Origin of the sequence: Flavobacterium sp. TMP13 (genome assembly GCF_050847115.1) — a bacterium.
Lineage (GTDB): Bacteria > Bacteroidota > Bacteroidia > Flavobacteriales > Flavobacteriaceae > Flavobacterium.
The window spans coordinates 2289566-2306747 of record NZ_CP193656.1 but is presented as its reverse complement, the minus strand read 5'-3'; the positions used below and the strand labels follow the sequence as shown (position 1 = coordinate 2306747).

At 34.4% G+C, this 17182-nt stretch carries 12 protein-coding genes; 5 read left to right on the top strand and 7 right to left on the bottom strand.

Annotation, left to right across the window (positions count from 1 at the left end):
• The 7 genes from ACRASX_RS10045 to ACRASX_RS10015 form a co-directional block, all read right to left on the bottom strand.
• Window positions 1-3117: a SusC/RagA family TonB-linked outer membrane protein gene (locus ACRASX_RS10045; RefSeq protein ID WP_432221111.1), complete on the bottom strand. Its 3117-nt coding sequence runs from the start codon at window positions 3115-3117 to the stop codon at window positions 1-3.
• 442 nt (window positions 3118-3559) lie between these two features.
• A complete protein-coding gene (locus ACRASX_RS10040) occupies window positions 3560-4738 on the bottom strand; it encodes an aldose epimerase family protein (RefSeq protein WP_432221110.1) in 1179 nt (392 codons plus the stop codon).
• A gap of 90 nt (window positions 4739-4828) precedes the next feature.
• A complete protein-coding gene (locus ACRASX_RS10035; RefSeq protein WP_432221109.1) occupies window positions 4829-5929 on the bottom strand; it encodes a GDSL-type esterase/lipase family protein in 1101 nt (366 codons plus the stop codon).
• A gap of 878 nt (window positions 5930-6807) precedes the next feature.
• Complete coding sequence (locus ACRASX_RS10030; RefSeq protein WP_432221108.1) at window positions 6808-7098, bottom strand: hypothetical protein; 291 nt, start codon at window positions 7096-7098, stop codon at window positions 6808-6810.
• Window positions 7099-7107: 9 nt separating this feature from the next.
• Window positions 7108-7332: a hypothetical protein gene (locus ACRASX_RS10025; RefSeq protein ID WP_432221107.1), complete on the bottom strand. Its 225-nt coding sequence runs from the start codon at window positions 7330-7332 to the stop codon at window positions 7108-7110.
• A gap of 19 nt (window positions 7333-7351) precedes the next feature.
• Window positions 7352-8230, bottom strand: a complete 879-nt coding sequence (locus tag ACRASX_RS10020; protein ID WP_432221106.1) for an IS3 family transposase — start codon at window positions 8228-8230, stop codon at window positions 7352-7354.
• 112 nt (window positions 8231-8342) lie between these two features.
• On the bottom strand, window positions 8343-8525 hold the full coding sequence (locus ACRASX_RS10015; RefSeq protein ID WP_432221105.1) for a hypothetical protein: 183 nt from the start codon (window positions 8523-8525) through the stop codon (window positions 8343-8345).
• 93 nt (window positions 8526-8618) lie between these two features.
• On the opposite strand from ACRASX_RS10015, the gene ACRASX_RS10010 reads away from it, so the two are divergent.
• The 5 genes from ACRASX_RS10010 (at window position 8619) to ACRASX_RS09990 (ending at window position 17174) form a co-directional block, all read left to right on the top strand.
• The gene (locus ACRASX_RS10010) at window positions 8619-8987 is read left to right on the top strand and encodes a hypothetical protein (RefSeq protein ID WP_066305703.1); all 369 of its coding nucleotides are present in this window, start codon (window positions 8619-8621) and stop codon (window positions 8985-8987) included.
• Between the two features lie 153 nt (window positions 8988-9140).
• A complete protein-coding gene (locus ACRASX_RS10005; RefSeq protein ID WP_066305705.1) occupies window positions 9141-10010 on the top strand; it encodes a DUF3347 domain-containing protein in 870 nt (289 codons plus the stop codon).
• A gap of 369 nt (window positions 10011-10379) precedes the next feature.
• Complete coding sequence (locus ACRASX_RS10000) at window positions 10380-14204, top strand: efflux RND transporter permease subunit (protein ID WP_432221104.1); 3825 nt, start codon at window positions 10380-10382, stop codon at window positions 14202-14204.
• Window positions 14197-15396, top strand: coding sequence for a TolC family protein (locus ACRASX_RS09995; RefSeq protein ID WP_432221103.1), 1200 nt, complete (start codon window positions 14197-14199; stop codon window positions 15394-15396). The genes ACRASX_RS10000 and ACRASX_RS09995 overlap by 8 nt, the downstream gene beginning before the upstream one ends.
• A gap of 2 nt (window positions 15397-15398) precedes the next feature.
• A complete protein-coding gene (locus tag ACRASX_RS09990) occupies window positions 15399-17174 on the top strand; it encodes an efflux RND transporter periplasmic adaptor subunit (RefSeq protein WP_432221102.1) in 1776 nt (591 codons plus the stop codon).
• Window positions 17175-17182: the final 8 nt, after the last annotated feature.

Below are 17182 nucleotides of genomic sequence, written 5' to 3'. Positions count from 1 at the left end.
TTAAAATTGTAGATTAACACCTAAAGTAAATGACTTCGTTATTGGATAAGCTCCATTATCAATTCCTCTTGCTTGAACCCCCACTTTTCCGTTATTGTCTCTAACTTCACCAATTTCAGGATCCCAACCTGTATATTTTGTAAGCGTAAATGGGTTTTGACTACTGATGTAAAACTTTGCTGCAGTTAAGCCAACATTTGCAATAAACTCACTTGGCAAACTGTATCCTAATTTAATGTTTCTTAAACGTAAATAAGAACCATCTTCTACATAATGATCAGATACACGGTTGTTTTTGTTTACATCTTCGATTACTGCGCGAGAATAAGTGTTTGACTTGTTTTCTGGTGTCCACGCTTGGTTTCTGTACTCTTTACTAATGTTACTATACGCATTTGTAAGTCCGTACCCTCCAAAAGTTTCTAATTCTACACGAGCAAAATTTAAGATATCATTACCATAACTTCCGTAAAGTTCAATACCCAAATCAAAACCTTTGTATTGTGCTGTAAAGTTTACTCCTCCGTAAAAATCTGGAAAAGGGCTACCGATTATTTCTCTATCTTCTCCTGTAATTTTTTTATCACCATTTAAGTCTCTAAATTTTCTATCACCAGGCGCTGTTCCCGCCGCTTGATATAAACCTCCAGGAGCCGCCGCATTTAATGCATCAATTTCTCCTTTTGTTTGAAATATCCCTTCTGCTCTGTATCCGTAAAAAGTACCCACATTATTACCAACATACGAACGAGTTACCCCTTGCCAGTTGTCTACAAATCCTGGAGCAAAGTCAGTGTCAAAAATTACGTACGGATTGCTTCCTACCAATTCTTGAATATTATTTTTGATTTTAGTAAAATTAGCCGAAACATCCCACGTAAATTCGCCTTCTGTTTTACGGTAACCTACAATCAATTCAATTCCTTTATTGGTTACATTTCCACCATTAATAGATTTAGTAGTAAATCCAGTTTGTGAAGGAATTGCTTGTTGAAATAAGAAATCAGAAGCTTCTTTATTAAACCAATCTGCTGTCAAATACAATCTTTTGTTTAGGACTTCAATATCAATTCCAATGTTGGTTTGAATTTGTGTTTCCCATTTTAAGTCAGGATTAGCCAAAGAAACAGGTTGTAAACCTTGAGCTAAATTACCTCCAAAAACATAACCTGCATCATCATTACTTGTTCCATTGTTGTAATTTCCTAAATATTCAAAAGGTCCAATTCCTAAAAAACTACCTGTTTCACCCCAACTACCACGTAGCTTAAGCACATTGAAACCGCTATTTTTCATAAACTCTTCTTCGTCTATATTCCAGCCTCCAGCAAACGATGGAAAAACTCCGTACAAATTATTTGCACCAAAGCGATCTCCAACACCATCACGTCTAACCGTTGCTGTTACATAATATTTATTGTTGTAACTGTAATTCAATCTAGCAAATGTACTAGCCAAGGTACTCGTTCCCGAAGTTCCACTTCTATCGGTAATTGTAGCCGCTTGCGACATGTCACGAATTTCGTTATTTAAAAATCCACGACCATTTACGTAAACCGATTTAAATTTTGTTTGTTGCGATGAAATACCTGCCAACACGCCTACTTTATGTTTTCCAAATAATTTATTATAGTCTAAAATTCCTTCAGCAATGTATTCATTTGAAGTATTTTGAGTAATGCTATAAGAAGCCGTTGGATTTTTGTCGTTAGTGGTTGCAAAATAGCTTGGAGCAAAATTCCAACCTGCATAATTTTGCGATTGAAAACTTAAATTAGCTTTTGCACTTAACCCAGGAATAATATCGTACTCTGCACTAAAGTTTCCTAATACTACATTTTTTCCATTATCATTGTCAGGACGCAAAGCACCCGCCAAAACATTTGAGCTTGGAGCAATTAATTCTGAATTTGTAAAAGCACCATAATTTCCTCTTCCATCGTACGGAACATTTGTATCTGTAGAACCTGATAAATACGGTACATTAGCAAAAACTTTCAATAAATTATAATAACCAGGAGTTAAGTTTTGAAACTGTTCGCTGTAAATATATTTTAAATCTGTTTTTACTTTGAATTTATCAGTAATATCAGCATCCATATTCAAACCAACATTATAACGTTTGTACGATGATGCCAAAGCAATTCCGTCTTGATCTAAAAGTCCAGCAGTAAAAGCAGCGCGCATTTTATCACTTCCGCCACGAACACTTACATTTACACTTTGACTTAGCGCACTTTTAAATGCATAATCTTGCCAATCTACATTGCGCAATGCGCTAGGATTGCTCCATTCTGGCAACAATGCTTTACCTTGAGCCGTACCAATTTGTGTCGCGTAGTTTGCAAATTCTTGCACATTAAGCATTTCAATATTTTTTGGACTTGCACGAACTCCAGTCCAAGTATCTACAGAAACAACCATATTATTTCTTGTACCACCTCTTGTTTCTATAATCACTACACCATTACTAGCTCTAACTCCGTATAAAGCAGAAGCAGAAGCATCTTTTAAAACAGTTATCGATGCAATATCATTTGGGTTTAAAAACGATATATCTTGCGTAGGAAAACCATCAATTACATAAAGTGGTGTCGTGTTCCCAAAAGAACCAATACCTCTAATATTAACCGACATAGAAGCTCCAGGTGCACCAGAATTTTGGGTAACTTGAACTCCTGCAGTCTTTCCTTGTAATGCCTGATCGACCGTCGTACTTGGAAAACTAGTTAATTGTTCTGATTTTATAGTTGCAACCGAACCTGTTAAATCTTTCTTTGTCGAAGTTCCATAAGCCACTACAACAACTTCATCTAAAGATTGAGCATCTTCTTTTAATACTACATTGATTGTTGCTCTTCCACTCACTGCAACCTCTTGCTTTACAAATCCGATGTAGGTGATAACTAACACTGCATCTTTTGACACATTACTTAAATTATATCTACCATCAAAGTCGGTTTGCGTACTATTATTTGTTCCTTTTACCAATATACTAGCACCTGGTAAAGGTCCCAGTGTTTCGGAAACTGTTCCCGTTATACTTTGTGCTTGAGCAAAGCCACAGAGTAAAAAAACTCCCATTAGCAGGAAATTTCTAAATAAATTGTTTTTCATAGTTTGGTTTTAAAAGTTATGTTATTAGTGCTCATTTATTCTAAACTGGTCAAATATTAAAATTAATGTAAAAAAACATTATAAAAATTATTAATAATTGAAATAAAACAGAAAGAATAGCGAAATTCAAATTTAAGCAGGAATCTCGTGTTGTGTGTAATCAAATTTTGTCAGTTACCGATACAATTTTTCCTTTATATGTTAAAAAAACCATTTCTAAGGTACGAAAAGCACATAAGAATGAATTTGAGCAAATTTCTGTAACGTTCTAATTTAGAAACGATTCAACTAATAAGTTATAGATTTTTTTATTAAAAAGCATTCGAAAAAGAATGCTTCTCATTGTTTGACACCTTAAATAGGTAAGTTGAATTTAAGAAAAGGTTTTATTTAATTTTGTAAGGTTAGCCTAGCAGTTGTTTTTATAATTAAAGAAGAAAAACTATAAAGAAAATTTATAAACTGAAGTACTGCGGTACAAATCGCCTTTTCTCAGCACTATTGAGGGGAAATTTGGCTGATTTGGTGCATCAGGAAAATGCTGAGTCTCTAGAGCAAAGGCAGTTCTGTACTCATCTTTTGAACCAGATTTAAACGTATTCTTGCCTTGCATAAAATTTCCACTATAGAACTGAAAACCTGGTTCTTCGGTAAATACATTCAGTACTATTTTTGATAAGTCTCCAGTTATAGAGCCAACATGATTCATGTTATTATTTCTAGTACTGCTTAATACAAAATTATGATCGTAACCTCCTCCATTTTCCAGTTGGTTGTTTTTTTCTAAAATTCGTTCCCCAATAGTATGTGGTTTTATAAAATCGAACGGAGTTCCTATCACCGATTCTATCTTACCTGTCGGAATTAAACCCGAATCAACTGGCGTGTATTCTTTTGCATTAAATTGTACCATGTGGTTTAGTATTGTTCCACTTCCTTCTCCATTCAAATTAAAAAAGGCGTGGTTAGTAAGATTTACAACTGTAGTCTTATCTGTTGTAGCTTGATATTCCATCCTTAATTCTGAGTCGTTTGTTACACTATACGTAACTTTTACCTGTAAATTACCAGGAAAACCCATCTCCATGTCTGGAGAAAGATAAGTTAAAACAAGAGTTTGCGCGTCGGGCTGACTCGCAGTCCAGACTACATCTTGATATCCTTTCGTTCCTCCATGCAAACTATTCTCCCCATTATTAATAGGAATGGTATATTCTACAATGTTTAAAGTAAATTTTCCTTTTGCAATGCGATTTCCCACCCGACCAATTGTGGCGCCAAAATAAGGCTCTGTAGATTCTTGGTATTCCTTGTTACTTTTAAAACCAACAACAACATCGACAAATTCGTTATTTTTATTTTTTACATATAAACTCACTAAGCGACCTCCATAATTTGTAAAAGCAGCTTGAATATTTTTATTTTTTATCCAATACAGATTAACTTCTTTACCATTAATTTTTTCTTTAAAATTTGTTGGATCAAGAGAACTTACTTTCATAGTATTAGTTTGATTTGGGACAGTATTTGTGTGTACTTCGTGTTCTTTTTGTTTTTTTTGACAAGCGGTTAATACAAACAGTCCTAAAAAAATAATATGAATTAATTGGAATTTTTTCATTGTCTTATACATTTAAATAGTACCGTAATGGAACATGGTTTATTTTGTAGTTCGAAGATATTTGCGAATTGTAACTCAAGAAAGAACTCTTTACTTTTTATGTAGCAATTCTTTAAAAACAGCCGTAAGTTGATTTGCCATTACGGTATCATCAGCAATAGTAGGATGAGAGCCGCAACCACCAGGTTTCATTTCTGTAAATAAATGCACTGCAATAGGTAAATGCTTTTTATCGTTTGCAAAAGCAGCTGCGACACGGTTTAAGCAACGAACTAAAATCGCATTACGATCACCCGAAATCATCGGACTATTTAGCAAAACTATTCGACTTTTAGGAGCATGAACATACACCGTTTTAATAAATTCAATGTAATTATTTACGAACTTGTCTTCATTAAAAGGACGTCTTTCTTTTTTCCCATCTCCATCTGATAAATCATTTGTTCCCAAACATATACTTACGAGATCAGGCTGAAAATCAAAATTATATGGTTTTGATTTGTCTTTATTTAAATGCAAATTTTCGTAAACGTCGGACATTACTGCTTCGTTTTCCTGCTCTTCATTCCAGTTGCGATAGATTCCGATTCCAGAAACAGAACTCAACACATAATCAAAATCCAAATCTCTAGCCAATTGCGGACCGTAAGACATATAAGCATTGTGTTGATCGTACCACTCGCCTTCACCACACGGATATAATGAAGCATCATTTCCAAATCCGCAGGTGATTGAATCTCCTATAAATTCGACTTTCTTCTTTTTTTGAGCTTTAAATTTTTTTAGATGTGCCGTTGTTCCCGAAAAGACTATCGCACCACTTGACGCTTCGGTAGCTTTATAAATCGTCAATCGATGAACAGCTTGTTTCTTTGTTGTTTTTATTGGAATAGTATTTACGCCATCTTTTTGTATCACAAACCGACCTAAATTAACACCATCCAATTCAAAAGAAACATAATTACGATGTTCGCTGCCGTTGCCACTTTGCAAAAAAACTTCGATATTTTCATCTGAGAATTCAAAAGTTATAGAAGAAGATGCACCAATCAAAACTACATTTCCATTTTCTAAATGTTCTACTCTACCCCAATACTGATACAAAGTCGTTTTCTTACTAACATCATTTGCTGTAGACGATATTGAGATAAAGAGTAGCGCTATAAAGAGAATTTTATTTTTAAGATTCATCTGAATTTATTTTAATTGATAACTGTTTATACAAATCTATTTTCTTTCTGCAATGTAAAGCAATAGTATTATATCAAACTGTGATAAAAAAGCCTCATTTTTGGTAGATTTAACGATTAACGATTACAATAGGGATATTAGGTTCTGTCGCATCTGTCAGAATCAAATATAAGAATTGAAGTAATTTAAAAGTTAGGCCACCAATTCACAGAATGATTTAATCATACTGATCCCTGGTCTAACCATCTGATTCTTTCTAAGTACATGCACAACTTTAATTCCTCTCAAGATTCGTTCGTCCGATTCAAAACTTCTAAAGCCTAAAGCGTTTTTTATATGCCACTTGATAAAACGATGATCCTTTTCTAAAAACAGTGTTGAGATATTTACACTGTCGGATTATAATCTTTGAGGAAGAAAGCTTATTATAGACTTTAATAGCGGCAGTATTAGAACTAATTTTATTAATGTTTTATTACTCTTGTTATGTAGTTATTACTAGTCACGACAGAACCAGATATAATTGTTTATTGTTATTTTAATCCGATTTTAAAATCTACCAAATTTAAGTTTCATAAAACTCATTTTTTAAACGCTCTATAAAAATCGAAATTAAAAGAATTAACGTTTTTAAAATTTTAACCCCAACAAGACATCCAAACCAAATTCATAAAGCCAATGAAAGATAGTAACTACATATAATAAGCCAATAGCTTTAAATCCTCCATAAAAAGGTGCGTGATTTGTCCTTTTGGGGTCACTTTTTAAATCCCTAATATCGTTGATTATCAGCGTTTTAAGGATTTTTTGTTTTAGTATTTATATTATTTTTGTATTATCAGGTTTTGAAGCATAAAAAAACCTCTCAATTGAAAGGTTTAATAGTACTTTTCTAATTCATCAAATATCCTTTTTATTTCGGGCTGATTCTTCATTTCGCTATAAATCAACTCTCGATCCAAAGGGTTAATTCCTTTGCCTAAAACAATCAATTTATCTTTATTGTTTTTATTTTTATCTACCAGCATAATAAGTTCCTTTTTGCTTTCAATACTACCGATTATAATAACATTTAAACAAAGGTTTACAATTTCTATTTTGTCTTTTAAACTTACTTTTGAGTTTAGTACAAAATCTTTAAGCTCTTCAATATTATTAATTGTCATCATTAGGCATATTTATTTTCTGTTTCCAATATCAGGAATATTAGGCATATTTATGTTTATGCTAATTGGTTTAAATCCGTTTTCGCTTTCTTCTCCTTTAAACTCTACCGCTTTCAAGGTAGGCAGTACGAACTTACTTAACTCTAAAATTACTTTGATACGCTCAAAGGGTTTTAGTTCTTTTAAATCACTTTCTAGCTGCTCGAGATTATTTTCTATAAGATACTGGATATGCAAATAAAACCTGCAGTATAAGTTAAGCTACATTTTTGTAATTAATTTGATTGTTAAATTCTTCAATAGTTGCATAATTCAAAGCAGAGTGTCTCCTTTTTCTATCGCACCAAATTTCAATGTATTCAAAGATCTCCAGTTTCATTTGTTCTTTAGAAATCAGTTTGTTCCCATAAATCAATTCCGTTTTCAAAGATTTGAAGAAGCTTTTCGCCACAGCATTATCCCAGCAATTTCCTTTACGACTCATACTGCGGGTTATTTTTTTATAGGAATCAAGAACATTTACAAACTTTTTACTGGCATATTGGACACCTCTGTCAGAATGAAAAATCAAACCTTCATCGACATCTCGGTTTTTAACCGCCATTTTCCAAGCTCCAAGCGTAGTTTCTTCTGTATTCATTGGGTGAATTAAACTCCAACCAATAATTTTTCTGTCGTATAAATCCATAATAGTGGTCAGGTATACAAACCCCTCTTTAGTTTGGATATAAGTAATATCCGAAACCCAAACTTTTGAAGGCATTTTTACAATAAACTCTCTATTTAATACATTTTCGACAACTAAATAATTATGATTTGAGTTGGTTGTAACTTTGAACTTTTTGCTTAATTTACTTCGCAAGCCAAGTTCTTTCATATATTTTGCAACTGTAATGCGTGAAACTTTATAACCTAAATGCTGTAATTCCAATGTTATTCTAGGACTTCCATATCTTTGTTTCGCTGCAAAATAAATCAATGTTATCTGTTCTTTTATAATAATTTTTAGCTGTCGTCTTGCGGTAATTGATTGTTTTTTCCATCGGTAATAACTTCCACTACTCACTTGTAGAACTTTGCACATTTTTTTAATCGGGTATACTTGTTCATTGTTTTTAATGAAACTATAAATCATCGACCGCTCATGGAAAAAATGCCGATTGCTTTTTTTAATATATCACGTTCTAACTCGGCATCTTTGAGTCTTTTCTCCAATTCGTGGATTTTTTCTTGCTCGGGAGTGAGTTTTAAATTTCCTTTCCCAGGAAAACTTCCTTCTCCAAATTCCTCGAACTTTTGCGGTCTGTATGTAATTGGGGACTTGTTATTTCCACCTCTCTTGCCAGTTCTGATACATTTGTTCTCTCATAACTCAATTGAACGGCTTTTTCTTTAAAAGCTTTGTCATAAATTTTGCGGACTTCTTCCATAGGCTAAAATTAAGATTATTTCTTAACTTTCTGTGTAGGCTAAGTTAGCATGTCCGATAAAATTTTATTACTTTTGATTAATATAAACTCCAAATGAAAAAATTTCACATTTTATTAATAGTTCTATTTGGCTTCTTACTGATGCCAACTTCAACTATTGCTTGTGAAAATAATTCCTCAAAAAAATCCTGCGATAAAGAGATGTCGTCTTCAATTGAAAAGAAAGATTGTTGCGATAATAATTCTCATTCAAACGGTAAAAATCACAACGGTTGTAATGGTAAATGTGGACACGCTTTATGTAGTAGCACCTCCGTAAACATTGGAATTACATCTGCAGTACAATTTGAAATTCAAGATGATATTTTTAATTTTTCTACTGAAAAACAAAAATTTCATCAATCAGTATCCTTCACTTCTGCTGGTTACTCTTCAATCTGGCTTATTCCTAAAATAGGATAAATCTAATCTTTGACAGCCAATAGTGCGTCAAAATTAAAGCAAATCATCCTTTAAAATCATTTTTTTCTCAGCTTTTTAAAATTATTAAATATTGGCGTCATTGCTATTATTTAGTTAAGCTCTAGCCTGTTTCAACTTCAAATTATTTTCACAATGAACTCACTAAAAAAAATGGTGACAGCAATAATCCTATTGTTGTCAGCCACAATTTCTAATGCGCAAATTAAAAATGCACAAACTGAAACCACTAAAATATTTGGAAACTGCGATATGTGTAAATCCACAATAGAAAAAGCAGGTAACATTAATAAAGTAGCCAAAGTGGATTGGAATAAAGACACTAAACTGGCTGTTTTAACTTATGATTCGCAAAAAACAAATCCAGATGAAATACTAAAACGTATCGCTCTAGCAGGTTACGACAGTGAAAAATTTCTTGCGCCTGATTCAGCTTACAACACACTTCACGGTTGTTGTCAATACGACCGAGCGGCCAAAACTAAAGTTACAGTGGTAGAACCTAAAATGGATATGAACCAAAATGCGCATTCTAACCACACTGGCGCAACAACTTCTGAACAACAAATAGTGAGTCCATTAACGGCAACTTTCGACAATTACTTCTTATTGAAAGATGCATTAACGAATACGGACAGCAAAACTGCTTCAAATGCTTCAAAAGTGATACTAACTTCCTTAAGTGATGTAAAAATGGACGCGCTATCAATGGATGTTCACATGGCTTTTATGCAAGTGTTGAAAGATTTAAAGGTCGATTCCAAGGGTATTTCTGAAACACAGGACATCAAAAAACAAAGAACATTGTTCCTCTCTCTATCAAAAAACATGTACAGTTTAATAAAAGTTTCCAAATATGAAACTCCAGTTTATTATCAATTTTGTCCGATGGCAAATGGAGGAAAAGGAGCCAATTGGTTAAGCAAAGAAAACAATATCAAAAACCCATATTACGGCTCACAAATGATAAGCTGTGGTAAGACAGTAGAAACTATAATTAATTAAAACTTTTGGCACTAACCAAAACCAATAGTATGAGTATTGTGAACTGCATGGTAATGGTAAAACGGATTATTGGATAAGCAACGTGACAGAGATTATAAATCCATACAAAGTAATGCATCAGTGTGGAAGTACTCATAAGACTAACCATTCTCCATAGGAAGAGCGCAGAAATGAATTAATTACTAAGTCGTGAAAATAATTCAACAAAAACTGTACTCAAAATAATATGGTCTAAAGCCTACTACTACTAATGATATTCATTGTTTTGAATCGTAATGCCGAACTGCTTTACTATTACAAAAGACATTTTAAGTTTAGTTACAGTAATCATAAATAAGGTCCTATAAGTAGGCTTTTAACACAAAGTATATGTTAAATAAAATAATAAAATATTTCCTAGAAAACAGATTAGTAACTGTGTTGATTCTTGCAGTTGTAATTGTATGGGGTATTGCCACGGCTCCTTTTAAATGGAACATTCCATTTATCCCATCTGACCCAGTGTCTGTTGATGCAATTCCAGACATTGGAGAAAATCAACAAATTGTGTTTACGCAATGGCAAGGTCGTTCTCCGCAAGATATCGAAGACCAAATATCGTATCCTTTGGCCACTTATATGCTGGGCATTCCAGGCGTAAAGTCGGTTCGAAGTAATTCTATTTTTGGTTTCTCCAGCATTTATATCATATTCGACGACGACATCGAATTTTATTGGTCACGCTCTAGAATACTTGAAAAACTAAACTCACTACCTAGTAGCCTTTTACCTGAAAATGTAAAACCATCGTTAGGTCCAGATGCAACTGCTTTAGGGCAAGTATACTGGTACACTGTTGAAGGTCGAGATAAAGACGGGAATCCAACCGGTGGTTGGGATTTGCAAGAAATTAGAACGGCACAGGATTTCTATATAAAATATGGTATAAATGCCGTGAAAGGTGTTTCTGAAGTCGCATCAATTGGTGGATTTGTTAAAGAATATCAAGTAGATGTGAATCCAGATGCATTGAAAGCCTACAATATAAGTTTGATGCAGGTAATGACCGCCGTCCAAAAATCAAACAAAGATGTTGGTGCAAAAACAATTGAAATTAACCAAGCCGAATATTTAGTCAGAGGTTTAGGGTATGTCAAAAAGGTAGAAGACATTGAATTAGCAGTCGTAGCTGTGAAAGATAATGTGCCTATTCGTATTAAAGATATTGGTGTAGTTGCATTAGGCCCAGAAACGAGAAGAGGTATTTTAGACAAAGGTGGTGCTGAAGCTGTTGGAGGTGTTGTAATTGCACGTTACGGTTCTAATCCATTAGAGGTAATTAATGGTGTCAAAACAAAAATTAGCGAAATAGCATCCGGATTGCCGAAAAAAACTTTAGCAAATGGTGTCGTAAGTCAACTCACTATTATTCCCTTTTACGACCGTACAGAATTAATCCACGAAACAATTGGCACGTTAGAAACTGCTCTTTCACACGAAGTTTTAATCAGTATAATAGTTGTTTTACTTTTGGTTTTTAATTTAAGAGCTTCTTTAATTATTTCAAGTCTTCTTCCCGTTGGTGTACTATTAACCTTTATAGTGATGCGCTATGCTGGTGTGGATGCCAATGTAGTTGCGCTTTCAGGAATTGCGATTGCTATTGGAGTAATGGTTGATGTTGGAATTATATTTGTTGAAAATATAATTAGGCACCTAGAGATGCCAGAAAACAAAGGGGTCAGTGGTGCAAAATTAATGCAGGTAATCTATGAAGCCACTACCGAAGTTGTTTCGGCAATTACAACTGCTTTAGCCACAACAGTAGTCAGTTTTATTCCTGTCTTTATGATGGAATCTGCCGAAGGAAAATTATTTAGACCTTTAGCATTTACTAAAACGTTCGCGTTGTTGGGTGCTTTTGTTTTGGGTTTAGTAGTACTTCCTTCTTTAGCAAACTATATTTTTGGAATTGATTTCGATAAAAAAAGAGTAAAACGTTTTTGGGGATACGTATTCATTTCCATTGGAATATTATTAAGTATCTACTTTAAGATTTGGCTTCCACTAGCCCTGACTTTGATGGGTATTTATGACCTCTTTAATCACAGAATACCTCAAAAATATCAGTCCTACACTAAACATTTTAATTTAGTACTCGTCCTGTTCATTATTTCCTTCTTTCTAACACAAGAATGGATGCCTTTAGGCCCACAAATTAGTGTAATAGGGAATTATCTATTTGTAATTGTACTTTTAGGAATTATTCTTTCTGCACTATTGGCGATTGTTAAGTATTATGAACCTGTATTAAGATGGTGTCTTGAAAACAAAGGAAAATTCTTGATGCTTCCACTAGTTACATTACTGTTTGGAATTATAATATGGATAGGTTTTGACAGCACATTTGGAGTGGTGGCAAAAGGTTTTGATAAATTAGGATTCAATATTAGAAACACTAAAATTTGGTCGACACCTTCGCATGCCTTTCCAGGAATAGGTTCTGAATTTATGCCAACTTTGAATGAGGGAAGTTATTTATTAATGCCCACCTCAATGCCACATGCCGGTGTGGAACAAAATAGAAAGGTAGTTGGCCAACTCGATATGATTCTAAATCATATTCCCGAAGTGGATATGGCTGTTGGTAAATTAGGTCGTGTGGAAAGTGCATTAGACCCCGCACCGATTTCTATGTATGAGAATATTATCAATTACAAGCCTGAATATATTTTGGATGATAAAGGCCATCGAATGCGATTCAAAACAGACGATGACAATCGATTTATTACTAAATCGGGAGACAGTTTGACGCATGATGAAGCTTTAAAACAAGCCATTACAATTAAAAATCTAATCCAAGATGACGACGGCACGTTCTATCGAAATTGGCGTGACATCATTAAATCTCCAGATGATATTTGGAATGAAATTGTAAAAGCGTCAAAAATTCCAGGAGTGACATCCGCTCCAAAACTGCAACCTATTGAAACGCGTTTAGTAATGCTTCAAACGGGAATGCGAGCTCCCATGGGGATAAAAGTTTTTGGTCCAGATTTAAAAACCATTGAAGAGTTTGGATTGCGACTCGAATCCATTATTAAGGAAGTTCCATCCGTTAAGAGAGAAGCCGTATTTGCAGATAGAATTGTAGGAAAACCTTATTTACATCTGAACATCGACCGCGAAAAAATTGCTCGGTTTGGCTTGAATGTAGAAGATATCCAGCAAACCATAGAAACAGCTATTGGAGGAATGAAAATAGCTTCTACAGTTGAAGGACGAGAACGCTATCCAATAAGAGTCCGTTATCCACGAGAATTAAGAGACAGTCCAGAAGCTTTGGGTAAAATTTTAGTAGCTACTCCTACAGGTGCACAAATTCCTTTAGGACAATTGGTACAATTTGAATACAAAAAAGGACCACAAGCCATCAAAAGTGAAGACACTTTTTTAGTAGGATTTGTACTGTTTGATAAAAACGATGGCTATGCAGAAGTGGATGTTGTAAATGATGCACAAAAAGCAATACAAGCTAAAATTGATTCGGGTGCATTAAAAGTTCCTCAAGGGATTAACTACAAATTTTCAGGAACGTATGAGAACCAAATTCGTGCAATGAAAAGGCTTTCTATTGTAATACCAATCTGTTTAGGTGTGATTTTCCTATTGCTGTATTTCCAGTTCAAAACAATCATCGCTTCTTCCATTCACTTTTCGGGCGTATTTGTGGCTTTTGCAGGTGGTTTTATAATGCTGTGGCTCTACGGTCAGGATTGGTTTATGAATTTTGCAGTTGCAGACGTCAACATGCGCGATTTATTTCAAATGCATCCCATCAATTTAAGTGTCGCGGTATGGGTTGGTTTTATTGCATTATTCGGAATTGCAACAGATGATGGTGTAATTATGGGTTCTTATATTCATCAAGTTTTTGAAGAAAAAAATCCACAAACGGTAACAGAAGTGCGTAACGCCGTTGTTGAAGCCGGTAAAATGCGAGTGCGACCTGCAGTAATGACTGCAGCGACAACGATTATTGCCCTACTTCCAGTCTTAACCTCAACAGGTAAAGGTTCTGACATTATGATACCCATGGCAATTCCAACATTCGGTGGTATGACCATTCAAATCATGACCATGTTTGTAGTGCCGGTGTTACAGGCGTATTGGAGAGAAACGGTTATTAAAAATAAAGAAAAAAGAAATGCGTAAAATACTAATTATACCACTGCTACTTATTGCTTTCAACGTTAAAGCGCAATCTATCAATGAATTTTATACCATTGCGTCGGAAAATAATCCGGAACTAAAAGCAAAGTACAAAGAGTTTGAGGCTTCACTGCAAAAAGTGACACAAGTAAGCGCCTTACCTGACCCAAGTCTTACAATGGAGTATCTCGTTTCACCAGCATCTCCTGAAAACATGCGACTGACCTTGTCACAAATGTTTCCTTGGTTTGGCACTTTAAAAGCGCAGAAAAATGCTTCAACCTTATTGGCAGAAAGTAAATACCAAGCTTTTTTGAACTCAAAAAGCCAGTTGTTTTATCAAGTCGCGACTGTTTACTATCCTTTGTACGAACTAAATAAAATGAAAAACATCGAGCAAGAAAACATTAAGATTTTAGAATCCTACAAGAATATTGCTAATGCAAAATTTCAAAATGGAACTACAGGATTAGTGGATGTTTTGCGGGTAGATATTATGATTAAGGAATCGCAAACTAATTTGGAAATTTTAAACAAACAAGAACCTGCTCTTAAATCATGGCTCAACAGCATACTCAACAGAAAGTATGATGAAAAAATCGAAATGGCGCAAGAACTCAATGTGATTGAATTACCTCTTGGATACCGCAAGGAATCTATCGCGACAAACCCGCTGCTGCAAGAGTTGGAATTGAAAAAGCGAGCTTCAGAAGTAGGAATTGAAATAGCCAGAAAACAAGGTTTACCAAATTTTGGTATTGGAGTAGAATACGTTTTTATGGGTAGCGGTATGAATAATGAAGGAAAAGACATGATTATGCCAATGTTAACGGTCAGTTTACCCATTTTTAGAAAGAAGTATAATGCAGCAGTGAGCGAAGCTAAATTAATGCAAGAAAGCTATTCTTTTCAAAAAGAAGCCAGTGAAAACAAACTGAATGGGACGTACTACAAACTTGTTTTTGAATTAGAGAAAGAACGTGATTTACTTAAATTATATGAAGGGCAAGTAACAACACTCTCTAAAAGTTTAAACTTGATGTTCTCCTATTACAGCAATTCAAACAAAGATTTTGAAGAAGTCTTGCGGATGCAACAAGAATTATTGAAGTATCAAAAAATGCAGCTGTCAAGTACAAGTACTTTTTACATCAAATTAGCTGAATTGGATTATTTAACAGCAAAACAATTTTAATCATGAACATAGATAAAAAAACAAAAATAGTAGCTTTAATTACTTTAGTGATTGGGTTTATTTTAGGCGCTTTGTTCTTCAGCGGTAGTGATACAGAAAAAGAAGAACAAACAACAGAAGTAAGCGCTAAAGCCGAGGTTTGGACGTGTTCGATGCATCCACAAATTAGACAACCTGAACCCGGAGATTGCCCAATATGTGGTATGGATTTGATACCATTAGAGTCCGATACTGAGGCAGCTGACCCAGATGCCATCAGCATGTCAGAATCAGCAATGATTATTGCAGGTATATCCACTTACAAAGTCGGAAATACGGACGGCATTAAAGAAATTGCCCTAAATGGTAAAATTGAAGTAAACGAAAAAACACTTTACAGTCAGTCTTCACATATTCCCGGTCGAATCGAAAGAATCCTTGTTTCATTCGTTGGCGAATACGTTAAAAAAGGACAAATCGTAGCGTATATCTATTCGCCTGAATTAGCAAGTGCACAACAAGAATTAATTGAGGCATATAGTGTCAAAGACATTCAACCGCAGTTGTTGGAATCGGTGAAAATGAAATTAAAAAATTGGAAAGTATCAGACGCTACCATCAACAAAATCATTTCAACAGGCAAAAAACAAGACCAATTTCCTATTTATGCCGATGTTTCGGGCTACATCATCAAAAAAAATGTAGAATTAGGCGATTACCTTGAAAAAGGACAAACTTTATATGAAGTCGCAGATTTATCAAAAGTATGGGTGCGTTTTGAAATATATGAATCCGATATGGGATTAATTAAAAAAGGTAATACGGTAAACTATACAATAGCTTCTTTCCCAGGAGAATCTTTTTCAGGAACAATTGCTTTCATCGACCCATTTATAAACCCAACAACACGAGTTGCCAAAGCACGAATTGAAGTAGCCAACAGTGGACTAAAGTTCAAACCTGAAATGTTCGTATCCGGAACGGTAAAAACAAAAGTAGATAGTAAAAAATCAACTATTAGTGTACCCAAGACCGCTGTAATGTGGACGGGGAAACGCTCTATCGTTTACATAAAAAATGAATCTGAAAACGGAATTTCTTTCAAATTAAGAGAAGTCACTTTAGGACCTTTACTAGGAAACGACTACATCATAGAAGAAGGTTTAGAAATTGGAGAAGAAATAGTGGCTAATGGAACTTTCAATGTAGATGCAGCCGCACAGTTAGCAGGAAAACCAAGCATGATGAATCTTGAAAGCGGTTCAGGAAGTACAGGAAAAAACAACAGTAGCACAACAAACACTATGAGTGATGATAAAAAAGTGGTTTTAAAAGACGACAAAACCGCTATTAATGCAGAAGCTAAAAAAAGTCTGCAACCTTTATATAAAAACTATTTTGACTTCAAAGATGCGTTGACTAAAGATGATTTTAATACCGCTAAAAAAGCGCTATTAGAATTTCAAAAATCGTTAGACAAAATAAACATGAGCGTCTTTAAAGGAGAATCGCACAACGTATGGATGAGTTACCAGACAGAACTTAAAAAAAATACATTACATGCTACACATTCTAAAGACATAAAAGAATTAAGAATGCCTTTTGAACCTATCTCAAATGTAATGATAGCGATGACAAAAGCGTTCAATCCATTAACCGAAACCGCTTATGTTCAGTTTTGCCCTATGGCAAATAGCGATAAAGGAGCCAATTGGTTGAGCAAAGAAAATAAAGTAGTAAACCCGTATTTTGGTGCATCCATGCTAAAATGTGGAGAAATAAAAGAAACAATTAAATAAATAAATTA

Bases quoted from the DNA above. Each gene is read 5' to 3' on its own strand.
- ACRASX_RS09990 (WP_432221102.1), top strand. From the start codon at position 15,399: ATGAACATAGATAAAAAAACAAAAATAGTAGCTTTAATTACTTTAGTG.
- ACRASX_RS09995 (WP_432221103.1), top strand. From the start codon at position 14,197: ATGCGTAAAATACTAATTATACCACTGCTACTTATTGCTTTCAACGTT.
- ACRASX_RS10045 (WP_432221111.1), bottom strand. From the start codon at position 3,117: ATGAAAAACAATTTATTTAGAAATTTCCTGCTAATGGGAGTTTTTTTA.
- ACRASX_RS10010 (WP_066305703.1), top strand. From the start codon at position 8,619: ATGAAAAAATTTCACATTTTATTAATAGTTCTATTTGGCTTCTTACTG.
- ACRASX_RS10020 (WP_432221106.1), bottom strand. From the start codon at position 8,230: ATGATTTATAGTTTCATTAAAAACAATGAACAAGTATACCCGATTAAA.
- ACRASX_RS10035 (WP_432221109.1), bottom strand. From the start codon at position 5,929: ATGAATCTTAAAAATAAAATTCTCTTTATAGCGCTACTCTTTATCTCA.
- ACRASX_RS10000 (WP_432221104.1), top strand. From the start codon at position 10,380: ATGTTAAATAAAATAATAAAATATTTCCTAGAAAACAGATTAGTAACT.
- ACRASX_RS10015 (WP_432221105.1), bottom strand. From the start codon at position 8,525: ATGGAAGAAGTCCGCAAAATTTATGACAAAGCTTTTAAAGAAAAAGCC.
- ACRASX_RS10030 (WP_432221108.1), bottom strand. From the start codon at position 7,098: ATGATGACAATTAATAATATTGAAGAGCTTAAAGATTTTGTACTAAAC.
- ACRASX_RS10005 (WP_066305705.1), top strand. From the start codon at position 9,141: ATGAACTCACTAAAAAAAATGGTGACAGCAATAATCCTATTGTTGTCA.
- ACRASX_RS10040 (WP_432221110.1), bottom strand. From the start codon at position 4,738: ATGAAAAAATTCCAATTAATTCATATTATTTTTTTAGGACTGTTTGTA.